Origin of the sequence: Massilibacteroides vaginae, assembly GCF_900178525.1 — a bacterium.
GTDB classification, from domain to species: Bacteria; Bacteroidota; Bacteroidia; order Bacteroidales; family Tannerellaceae; genus Massilibacteroides; species Massilibacteroides vaginae.
On the sequence record NZ_FXDJ01000009.1, the window covers coordinates 1,398,993 to 1,410,000 of the forward strand.

Consider the following 11,008-nt stretch of genomic DNA (forward strand, 5'->3'; position numbering starts at 1 on the left):
TTAGCGTGCGTTTTTATATTTTGAGACAATACGAACGGCTTCTTTAGCCGCCTTCACATCGTGTACACGAAGAAAATTTGCTCCGTTTAACAAGGCAATTGTGTTGAGCACCGTAGTGCCGTTCAGGCTTTCTTCCGGTGTTGATCCCAGTAACTTATAAATCATACTTTTTCGTGATATGCCGATAAGCAACGGAAGATCCAATAACGCCAATTCGTTCAGTTGGTGCATCAGTTGATAGTTTTGATCTGTTGTTTTACTAAATCCGAATCCCGGGTCGATAATAATGTCGTTTACGCCGAGCAAATGTAATTGCCTGATTCGTGAAGCAAAATAAATCAGGATTTCGCCGATCAAATCGTCATATTTTGTATGTTGCTGCATTGTTTGTGGGGTTCCACGCATATGCATCAGGATATAAGGTACGTTTAAGGCGGCAATCGTGGCAAACATATTATCGTCTAATTGTCCGCCGGATATGTCATTTATAATCGAAGCGCCATATTCCTCTACACAACGGCGGGCGATGCCCGAGCGAAACGTGTCTATCGAAATAACGGTGTCTGCATAATGGCGCTTGATTAACTCAAGTGCGGTGGTAAGTCGTTTCATCTCTTCCGCTTCATCAATCGGTGAAGCGTCCGGACGCGAAGAATACCCACCCAAGTCGATGATTGTTCCGCCTTCGGATAGTATGGCCTGTATTCTTTCGTCTATTTCTCTTTCGGTTTCCTTTCTGCTTCCCGAAAAAAAAGAATCCGGCGTTATGTTGAGGATACCCATGATAACAGGCTCATTCAGAGGCATTATGACCCCTTTGATGTTGAGGGATTTATGGTTCATGAAACATACGGTTGATAAACTTACTATGACAAAAGTACGTAATTATTATAATATGCTTTACATTTGTCCTTAATTAATAACCCACAGAGACTACCTAATAAATATGACCATTCCAGAATTGTATCAATTGTACTTGCATCATCCACAGATTACAACCGACAGTCGTAATTGCCCGAAAGGCTCTATGTTTTTTGCTTTACGAGGTGATAAATTTGATGGGAACAAATATGTTGAACAAGCTTTGTCTATCGGAGCGGCCTATGCTGTGATTGATAATCCGGATTATTTTACCGGCGAGCGGACAATTTTAGTGGAAAATGTGTTGAAGACTTTACAGCAATTGGCGCATCACCACAGAAAAATGCTTAACATTCCGGTGATAGGTATAACGGGCACGAACGGGAAGACAACGACCAAGGAGCTTATTGGCACTGTGCTTGCTTCGAAATTTAATTTGTTATACACGGAGGGCAATCTGAATAATCACATCGGGGTGCCGCTTACTTTGCTACGGCTTACACATGATCATGAAATGGCTGTGATAGAAATGGGAGCCAGTCATCCGGGAGATATTGCCGAACTGGCGGCAATAGCGGCACCGAACTATGGCGTTATTACTAATGTGGGGTTGGCGCATCTGGAAGGTTTCGGTTCTTTTGAAGGTGTTGCGAAAACAAAGGGTGAACTTTACGATTTTATACGTAAAGTAAAAGGTGTGGTTTTTATCAAAAAAGAAGATCAGCTTTTACAGCATATGGCCCGCGGACTTCAACAAGTTACTTATGGGGAGGATGATACCGCCTTTGCCTCCGGTCATGTTGTAGACAATAATCCGTTTCTTGTGTTCAATTGGAAACAGCAAGGTAAGATACACACGGTAGAAACCCACCTGATAGGCAGTTACAACCTATCCAATCTGTTAACGGCGGTAGCGATAGGACGATATTTTAAAATCCCCGCGGAAAGAATCAGCAGAGCCATCGCGGCATACGAACCGACTAATAAGCGCTCTCAACTAATGCAGACCGAAAATAACACATTGATTGTTGACGCTTACAATGCGAACCCAAGCAGTATGAAAGCCGCGTTGGAAAACTTTAACACGCTGAATGTTTCACCCAAAGCTTTAATTCTGGGGGATATGTTTGAACTTGGAGAAACATCAGACGCAGAACACGACAGCATTGTACGCCTGATTGATAACGGCAAATACGATAACGTTTTTCTATGTGGCAAACGCTTTTCAGAAAAAGGAAAAGCCCACCAAACCTTCCTTACAACAGCCGACCTGGTAGACTTTCTAAAAGCAAACCCGCTAAAAGGTTATCATATCCTTATTAAAGGCTCGCGAAGCATGGAATTGGAGAAGGTTATCGAACTTCTCTGATTTTCGTTATTGTTTTATGGTTACGCTGAATTCCGGCTGTCCGGCGTTTGTCGTTTTATCTGTTTCGTAACCGGAATGGTACATGCCAGCCGGTAAATCTGATAATGTGTACATATTGGCTGCGCGTGCGGCTTTAATCGGATTGGTTGTCGCTGTGGTCAACATGTCGGCAGCCATTGTTATTAGTCCTGCTAATCCTCCGGCGGTATTGTCTGTCGACATATCATGCACAATAGTCCCTCTACGCGAGAAAAGCGTGGCATTGTCTTTTGTAGATTTCAGAATATATTCAACCTCTACGGTTATATTCGCATTCAGTGCCGCTTTTTCCCAACGATGAATAATGGTAAACAAAAGGGCATCGGCTCCTAATACTTCTCCAAACTGCTTCAGGCTACCATCAATAAACATCTCCGAGTCATAAGCGCTTTCGCTCTTAAACAATTCCATTGTCAGGAAAGCAGGAAGAACATAATATCCTCTCTCTGCCAGCGGACGGGTAAACGAACTGTAAAAGAATTCCTTAGCCTCTACGTTGTTGGTTTTGTTAACCGGAGGCATGGCGGCGATTGCCTGAGGATGGTTCTGATACATCAACCCATAGGCTTGTTCTTTTGTCATCGAACTTTGCGTAGTGCCACACGATGCCAATACCAAAATGGCTACACACAAGAATACTATGTTTCGTATCATCATTCCTCCAGTTTTTTTATAATTCGTGAAATAAATGTAGCAGATTCGGGATAAAGAGCTATCTCCTGCTTTAGCATTTGAACACCTTCGGCGGTTTTTCCTTTCTTTACAAGCAGAAAGCCATAATCGGCACAAACTCCGGGGGGAGGTGTTTTTCTTGAACCGGTTTGCTGGTTGATCATTTTTTCGTAAGATTCTAATAATTCATCCAGATTTTTTTCGGTATCTTCTTTTACATAATCGAAAGAGCGTCTTTCGTAATCACTCCATGAATACAATGTTTGCTGTGTTGTACAACTCGCACAACAAATTGATATCAGCAAAATTGCGCTTAGCCGTTGTTTTCTCATTAATATTATGTATTAAATTAAGGTAGCTCTATGCGTTTTGTTTCCTGTGTAGATAGTATAATGTCTTTTTCGTAGAGTGTTCTGTCTTTGTATACAACCTTTAGATGCCGTTTCCCGCTCTTTATTACATAGGTATCGCCCTTTACTTTTGTGGCTTTAACCTTATTCACTTTAGCCTTGAAGGGTTTGTTGTGGTCAACATATACATATACGCCGCCATTGTAAGCGTCGGTAGTTCCTCTTGTAAATTGAAGGTAAGCCTCGTTTTCCAACCCCCTTGATTCTGTGGTTCGCCCTACAGCACATGCAGTGAGCATCACCACGGAAAAGAATAGAAATAATAGTTTAGCTTTCATTATCTTTCCTCCTCGATATAATAGTTGTCTAAATTTTCCTGATCGATACTTCCCTGTAGAAACTCTACGATTGAGAATTCATTTTGAGGATTGTCTCCTTCACTCAAGGTTACTTTGATGCGCGCCACTTGCTTGCCCGGCAGCTCTAAAGACATGCCTGTCTGTGGATTTTTAACGATACGTCCTTTTTCTTTCACCAGAAATTCATCTCCTACTTCAATACCCTGACTTTTACCGCCACTTATGAAATAATCTCCGTTGTCAACCGTCAGGAAATAAGCTTTCCATGTTCTGTCCATCAAATTGGAGATAATGTTTTCCGTCAGTTTGGATATCGCCGCAGAAATTGCTTTGTCACTCAACGTTGCGTCAAAATCGGCAGAAGAACCCACGCCGAGTGTGGATTTGCTTTTCAGTTCAGCCTGTCCTTTTGCTTCTTCCGAATAAATGATCTGTCCGTTTTTGACATCGATCATACGGATCGTAACGGCCGCCTCAGCCACCTGTGTTTTTGTACGTGAAATAAGATTGGCATCGCCCAGGTTTTTCCGTCCGAATTCAGTGATAGAGCCGACAATCAGATAATCGGCACCGACATTCGTGTAGTCTCCTCCGTTTTTCTGACTTTCTTCGATGATCTTTTCCAGGTCAGAACGTTCGAGTAGGAGGAATTTTTCACTCATCACAAGTTTATTGGAAAGAATGTCAAGTGCTTGTCTGGCCATTGGGTCATTTTCTTTATCATAAAATATTCCCTTACCATACTGAGTTTCATTCGTAAATCGGGCGATCGCTACTTTTCGTTTCAGCGTTTTTACCTGAGGATTTTCGTTCTCGATTTGTAATTCTGTTTTATGCGTTTTTTTTTGCGCATTGAGCGTCGTGAAGCAACCGGTGAAAGGTAAAAAGAGTAGACAAAGTAGTTTTAATTTTGTGCTTACATCCATGATCGTTCTAATTTGAAGTCCAACATTCACACTTTAGATAGCAAAATATAAATGTATTAATATTTTTGGAATATTATCTCTTCAACGATAAAGAATGTGTCTAATTTATTGGCATTCAGGCAGGATATATGCAGACTGTTGCTGGAATTGCCTTATTCTTCGAATTGTTCGAGCGACATGTTGTTGCCATCCCATACAATATAAGAGAAGAATTGCATCCAGTCTCCGGCAATTAACAGGCGGGAGGATCGGGATAACATCAGGTCGAGCATAATATGCCGGTGTCCGAAAATAAAGAAGTTTATTTCCGGATGTGTTTTTAAATAATCTTTGGCGAATAAAACTAAATATTCTGAATCTTCACCCTGGTATTTATTCTGATATTCTCGCTCCAATCCGCTTTTCCGGCTATTTAAAGACCACCCGAGGGCAAAACCGAATGTCCAGCGCGGATGGATGCCGGCATAAAGAAACTGACAGAATTTGTTGCGAAACAAGGCACGTATAAACCGAAAGCCTTTACTTCGGAAATCAACTTCGTCTCCATGACCAAGGAAAAACCGTTTGCCTAAGAGGTCAACGGTCAGTGTGTCACGGTGGATAGTCGCGCCGAATTCTTTTTGGAAATAATCAAACATCCAAATGTCGTGATTGCCGATAAAGAAATGTATTTCAACCCCTTCGTCCGAAAGTTCGGCTACTTTGCCCAGAAAGCGCACGAACCCTTTCGGTACAACATACTTGTATTCGTACCAGTAATCAAACATATCTCCCAGAAAGTAGATCGCGGCAGCATCCCGGCGGATTGATTCGAGCCAACGAGTCAACTTTTTTTCAACAGCAAGTGGGTCGGCATGAAATCGTGCCCCCAAGTGAGCATCTGACGCGAAATATATTTTTGATCGGTGTTCTTTCATGGTTTGGTTTGTATCAGAGGAAGCCTAACTCCAGTTTTGCTTCTTCAGACATCATGTCCTTATCCCATTCCGGTTCAAAAACAAGATTGATTTCCACAGATCTGATCCCGTCTACAGATTCAACTTTCATGCGTACATCTTCAACGATAAAGTCGGCCGCAGGACAGTTCGGAGCGGTAAGCGTCATCTCTATCCGTACGTTTTTGTCTTTATCCACATCTACATTATATATAAGGCCGAGATCAAACACATTGACCGGAATCTCCGGGTCATACACGGTTTTAAGCATGGCTACTATAGCCTCTTCGGTTTGCAGGAATTCATTTTCCATATTCGTTCTTTTTGTGCAAATATAAATGAAATAGTTTACATATACTGTAACCCCCGATACACGCGAAATGTTTACTCATCTATGCGACCTTCATCCGCGTAGCTGTAGTATCCGTTATCGGTTAATATAATATGGTCGAGCAGACGTATATCGAGTAGTTTAGCGGCGGTACATAACCGGCGGGTCAATGCGTCGTCTTGTACACTTGGGTGTAATGTGCCGGAGGGATGGTTGTGGCAGAGAATAATGCCGGAAGCAAGATTGGTTAGCGCCGCTTTAAGGATTATACGTAAATCCGCTGTTGTTTCTGATGTTCCTCCCTGGCTAATACGGGTTTTCTCCACTACTTTGTTTTTTTGGTTAACGATGGCAATCCAGAGTTCTTCGTGCGGTAAATCGCAAAGCAAAGGATAAAATAAAAGATAAGCATCCTTGCTGCTTTGAATTGTACTTCTGACTTCAGGTTCGGTATGTGCTCTTCTGCGGCCCAGCTCTAATGCAGCACAGATGGTGATGGCTTTTGCTTCACCTATTCCTTTAAAACCGGTGATCAGTTCTTTTACAGAACGTTTGCCCAACGTGTTCAGGTTATTGTTGACGGAAAACAGGATGCGTTGAGATAGCTGAACGGCTGTTTCATTTTTATTCCCAGAGCCAATTAGGATAGCGATTAATTCGGCGTCACTAAGAGAAGAAAGTCCTTTGAGCAGCATTTTTTCTCTTGGTCTATCTTCTACCGCCCATTCTTTAATGGATAGTATTTCTTTGTTCATAGGTTGGTAAGGTTATAAAAAACTCCTGCCCGAAAGTTTTCGAACAGGAGTGTGTATTTTGGATGTGGAAATAGCTTATTCGCGAACGCGTCCGATATAAGAACCGTCACGCGTGTCGATTTCGATCTTCTCACCTTCGTTGATGAATAATGGAACACGAACTTCGGCTCCTGTTTCAACAGTGGCGGGTTTTGTGGCGTTAGTTGCCGTGTCTCCCTTAACACCCGGCTCCGTATAAGTTACTTCCAGAACTACGTGAGCAGGCAATTCGCAGGTAAGAACAGTTTCTGTTGCTGCATGAACCATAGCTTCAACCGCGTCTCCTTCTTTCAGGAACTGAACACCTTCAATTGTTTCTCCGGGGATAGAGATTTGCTCGAATGTTTCCGGATGCATAAAGTTGTAGCCCATATCGTCTTTATAAAGGAATTGATAAGGGCGTCTTTCGATACGTACCTCTTCCACCTTTACACCGGAGTTCCATGTTTTATCCAGAATACGTCCTGTGGTTACGTTTCTTAATTTTGTACGCACAAAAGCAGGACCTTTACCTGGTTTTACATGTAGAAACTCAACGATAAAGAAGTAAGTGCCATCAATATCAAGACACATTCCATTTCTGAAATCAGCAGTTGTTGCCATAAATATTTTAAGTTGTGATTTATATTTTATATTCTATTTGGGGGCAAAAGTAAGACATTCTCCCCAAAGTTACAATACGTTACCTGATTTTAGCAGACCGGTCTTGCTTTGTTTAATGCCTGCATTGTTAATTCATATTTTACACCTATATATAATGTATAGAGCTTCTATGGAAATGGGCTTTTGGAATGAATATGTCAAAGTGTTCGATTTTTGTATTGCTTTGCGGGGTTGAAGAGAGGAATGAGTTGAGTTTTTGTCTGCCAAAAGAGCAAGAAGTGGAAAAATGAAAGTGTGCGAGTGAAAAATATTTTGTGTGCTATAAGACGTGTAATAGGTTTGATGTCCAGCTTGTTATTCGAATAATGAAAATTCATCTTGGTTTTATTTTTAAAAAAAGATTCAGAAAGACTTGTTTGTTACATTTAGGAACACTACTTTTGCATCCGCATTTCAGAGGAGATGTGGGTGGAACAGCAAAGCAAATTAATCCTGAAAAAAATAATAAAAACTTTTTTCCTGAAAGATTTGGAACTTTAAAATAAAATATAGTATCTTTGCATCCACGTTCGCTTAAAAAACGAACAAAACGATCTTTGAAAGAATTACATATCAACTAAAAAGTAGTACAGTTTTGTCTGTCTGTTTAGCGGTGTATATATTTTATGTATATATATTGTAATAGAATAGATGGTTCAAGATTAAAAAAGGAAAAGGGAATTTGATAATAAAAAATTGACTTCCGTTCAAAGACTTAAATACAGGTACTATTCAATAAATCATTATTTAAAAGGAAGATATCCTAGAGCAAAGATATAACAATTTATAACAACGAAGAGTTTGATCCTGGCTCAGGATGAACGCTAGCGACAGGCTTAACACATGCAAGTCGAGGGGCATCAGGGATGTAGCAATACATTTGCTGGCGACCGGCGCACGGGTGAGTAACGCGTATGCAACCTACCTATCAGAGGAGAATAACCCGGCGAAAGTCGGACTAATACTCCATAAAACAGGGGTCCCGCATGGGGATATTTGTTAAAGATTTATCGCTGATAGATGGGCATGCGTTCCATTAGCTTGTTGGTAAGGTAACGGCTTACCAAGGCAACGATGGATAGGGGTTCTGAGAGGAAGGTCCCCCACACTGGTACTGAGACACGGACCAGACTCCTACGGGAGGCAGCAGTGAGGAATATTGGTCAATGGGCGCGAGCCTGAACCAGCCAAGTCGCGTGAAGGATGACGGATCTATGGTTTGTAAACTTCTTTTATACGGGAATAAAGTGCAGTACGTGTACTGTTTTGTATGTACCGTTTTGAATAAGCATCGGCTAACTCCGTGCCAGCAGCCGCGGTAATACGGAGGATGCGAGCGTTATCCGGATTTATTGGGTTTAAAGGGTGCGTAGGTGGTAGATTAAGTCAGCGGTGAAAGTTTGTCGCTCAACGATAAAATTGCCGTTGAAACTGGTTTACTTGAGTATAGTTGAAGTAGGCGGAATGCGTGGTGTAGCGGTGAAATGCTTAGATATCACGCAGAACTCCGATTGCGAAGGCAGCTTACTAAGTTATAACTGACACTGAAGCACGAAAGCGTGGGTATCAAACAGGATTAGATACCCTGGTAGTCCACGCAGTAAACGATGATTACTAGCTGTTTGCGATATATTGTAAGTGGCACAGCGAAAGCGTTAAGTAATCCACCTGGGGAGTACGCCGGCAACGGTGAAACTCAAAGGAATTGACGGGGGCCCGCACAAGCGGAGGAACATGTGGTTTAATTCGATGATACGCGAGGAACCTTACCCGGGATTGAAATGTACCTGACTGTGGTGGAAACATCACTTCTAGCAATAGCAGGTATGTAGGTGCTGCATGGTTGTCGTCAGCTCGTGCCGTGAGGTGTCGGCTTAAGTGCCATAACGAGCGCAACCCTCATTAATAGTTACTAACAGGTTAAGCTGAGGACTCTATTAAGACTGCCGGCGTAAGCTGTGAGGAAGGTGGGGATGACGTCAAATCAGCACGGCCCTTACATCCGGGGCGACACACGTGTTACAATGGTGGGGACAAAGGGCAGCTACCTGGCGACAGGATGCTAATCTCCAAACCCCATCTCAGTTCGGATCGGAGTCTGCAACTCGACTCCGTGAAGCTGGATTCGCTAGTAATCGCGCATCAGCCATGGCGCGGTGAATACGTTCCCGGGCCTTGTACACACCGCCCGTCAAGCCATGGGAGTTGGGGGTACCTGAAGTCCGTAACCGCAAGGATCGGCCTAGGGTAAAACCGATGACTGGGGCTAAGTCGTAACAAGGTAGCCGTACCGGAAGGTGCGGCTGGAACACCTCCTTTCTGGAGCCTTGGATATTTGAGATAGATAGTGGTGAATGGTATAGGTATAAAATGGTAAACGAAACAGGAATGAAAGAATTTATTGTCTTTCTTTTTTCCTTGTACTACAGTTGATAATGTATTAAAGATATTAAAACAACGATCTTTGACATATTGAACAAAAGCAAATAAGTAAAAAAGAGCAACTTATAAAAAAGTATACATCAGCAGCTGTTTTATTGGTTTGTAAAAACGGATAGAATTAGTGTTAAGTTGATAAGAAAGTAAGTAAGGGCAGACGGTGGATGCCTAGGCTCTCGGAGGCGATGAAGGACGTGATANAAAGTATACATCAGCAGCTGTTTTATTGGTTTGTAAAAACGGATAGAATTAGTGTTAAGTTGATAAGAAAGTAAGTAAGGGCAGACGGTGGATGCCTAGGCTCTCGGAGGCGATGAAGGACGTGATAAGCTGCGAAAAGTCCGGTTTAGGTGCAAATAACCTTTGATACCGGAATATCCGAATGGGGCAACCCGTCAGGTTGAAGGCCTGACACCTCGTAATGAGGGGCGAACGTGGGGAACTGAAACATCTAAGTACCCATAGGAGAAGAAAACAAGAGTGATTCCGCAAGTAGTGGCGAGCGAACGCGGAACAGCCCAAACCTATTCTGTTTAGGCATAATAGGGGTTGTAGGACCACGTTGTGGTACAATTTAATTGAAGTAGAATGAACTGGAACGTTCAGCGATATTGGGTGACAGCCCCGTATACGAATCGATTGATTGGCCTAGTGGTATCCTGAGTAGCGCGGGACACGAGAAATCCTGTGTGAATTAGCGGGGCCCATCCCGTAAGGCTAAATACTCCCGAGAGACCGATAGTGAACCAGTACCGTGAGGGAAAGGTGAAAAGCACCTCGAATAGAGGAGTGAAATAGTTCCTGAAACCGTCTGCTTACAAGCGGTCGGAGCACTTTCATAGTGTGACGGCGTGCCTTTTGCATAATGAACCTACGAGTTACTTTATCCGGCAAGGTTAAGGCATTCAGTGCCGGAGCCGAAGCGAAAGCGAGTCTTAACAGGGCGTTTTAGTCGGATGGAGTAGACGCGAAACCAAGTGATCTACCCTTGTTCAGGTTGAAGGTTAGGTAAAACTAATTGGAGGACCGAATCGTTAAGCGTTGAAAAGCTTTCGAATGAAGTGAGGGTAGGGGTGAAAGGCTAATCAAACTTGGAGATAGCTCGTACTCCCCGAAATGCATTTAGGTGCAGCCTTTATTATTACTAGTATGAGGTAGAGCGACTGATTGGATGCGAGGGCTTCGCCGCCTATCAAGTCCAGATAAACTCCGAATGCGTACTAGTTTAAAATAAGGAGTGAGGGTGTGGGTGCTAAGGTCCACATCCGAGAGGAGAATAATCCAGACCATC

The 11,008-nt window shown here is 42.8% G+C and carries 11 protein-coding genes and 2 rRNA genes (1 of these 13 running past the window's edge); 4 read left to right on the forward strand and 9 right to left on the reverse strand.

Going from position 1 to position 11,008, the window contains the following annotated elements; genetic code table 11:
* Complete coding sequence (folP, locus tag B9Y81_RS14225) at positions 1-843, reverse strand: dihydropteroate synthase (protein ID WP_085537568.1); 843 nt, start codon at positions 841-843, stop codon at positions 1-3.
* 103 nt (positions 844-946) lie between these two features.
* On the opposite strand from folP, the gene B9Y81_RS14230 reads away from it, so the two are divergent.
* On the forward strand, positions 947-2,230 hold the full coding sequence (locus B9Y81_RS14230) for a UDP-N-acetylmuramoyl-tripeptide--D-alanyl-D-alanine ligase (protein WP_085537569.1): 1,284 nt from the start codon (positions 947-949) through the stop codon (positions 2,228-2,230).
* Between the two features lie 6 nt (positions 2,231-2,236).
* Here the strand turns inward: B9Y81_RS14230 and B9Y81_RS14235 are convergent, their stop codons facing one another.
* From B9Y81_RS14235 to efp, 8 genes are all read right to left on the reverse strand, one after another.
* Positions 2,237-2,926 carry a GNA1162 family protein gene (locus B9Y81_RS14235; protein WP_085537570.1) on the reverse strand — a complete coding sequence of 230 codons (690 nt, stop codon included), beginning with the start codon at positions 2,924-2,926 and terminating at the stop codon, positions 2,237-2,239.
* Complete coding sequence (locus tag B9Y81_RS14240; RefSeq protein ID WP_085537571.1) at positions 2,923-3,273, reverse strand: DUF4810 domain-containing protein; 351 nt, start codon at positions 3,271-3,273, stop codon at positions 2,923-2,925. The genes B9Y81_RS14235 and B9Y81_RS14240 overlap by 4 nt, the downstream gene beginning before the upstream one ends.
* A gap of 17 nt (positions 3,274-3,290) precedes the next feature.
* Positions 3,291-3,629: a hypothetical protein gene (locus B9Y81_RS14245; protein ID WP_085537572.1), complete on the reverse strand. Its 339-nt coding sequence runs from the start codon at positions 3,627-3,629 to the stop codon at positions 3,291-3,293.
* Entirely contained in the window at positions 3,629-4,576 is a 948-nt protein-coding gene (locus B9Y81_RS14250; protein ID WP_085537573.1) for a CsgG/HfaB family protein, read from the reverse strand. Before B9Y81_RS14250 ends, B9Y81_RS14245 begins: the two co-directional genes overlap by 1 nt.
* 152 nt (positions 4,577-4,728) lie before the next feature.
* Positions 4,729-5,493: a UDP-2,3-diacylglucosamine diphosphatase gene (locus B9Y81_RS14255; RefSeq protein WP_085537574.1), complete on the reverse strand. Its 765-nt coding sequence runs from the start codon at positions 5,491-5,493 to the stop codon at positions 4,729-4,731.
* A 13-nt stretch (positions 5,494-5,506) separates the two neighbouring features.
* The gene (locus B9Y81_RS14260; RefSeq protein WP_085537575.1) at positions 5,507-5,824 is read right to left on the reverse strand and encodes a metal-sulfur cluster assembly factor; all 318 of its coding nucleotides are present in this window, start codon (positions 5,822-5,824) and stop codon (positions 5,507-5,509) included.
* A 71-nt stretch (positions 5,825-5,895) separates the two neighbouring features.
* Complete coding sequence (gene radC / locus B9Y81_RS14265; RefSeq protein ID WP_085537576.1) at positions 5,896-6,597, reverse strand: RadC family protein; 702 nt, start codon at positions 6,595-6,597, stop codon at positions 5,896-5,898.
* A gap of 75 nt (positions 6,598-6,672) precedes the next feature.
* Entirely contained in the window at positions 6,673-7,239 is a 567-nt protein-coding gene (efp, locus tag B9Y81_RS14270) for an elongation factor P (RefSeq protein WP_085537577.1), read from the reverse strand.
* A 365-nt stretch (positions 7,240-7,604) separates the two neighbouring features.
* On the opposite strand from efp, the gene B9Y81_RS14280 reads away from it, so the two are divergent.
* From B9Y81_RS14280 to B9Y81_RS14290, 3 genes are all read left to right on the forward strand, one after another.
* Complete coding sequence (locus B9Y81_RS14280) at positions 7,605-7,784, forward strand: hypothetical protein (protein ID WP_085537579.1); 180 nt, start codon at positions 7,605-7,607, stop codon at positions 7,782-7,784.
* 283 nt (positions 7,785-8,067) lie between these two features.
* Positions 8,068-9,597 (forward strand): 16S ribosomal RNA (locus B9Y81_RS14285).
* A 385-nt stretch (positions 9,598-9,982) separates the two neighbouring features.
* Positions 9,983-11,008 (forward strand): 23S ribosomal RNA (locus tag B9Y81_RS14290) (it continues 1,856 nt past the right edge of the window).
* Together the 16S and 23S rRNA genes form the textbook arrangement of a ribosomal RNA operon.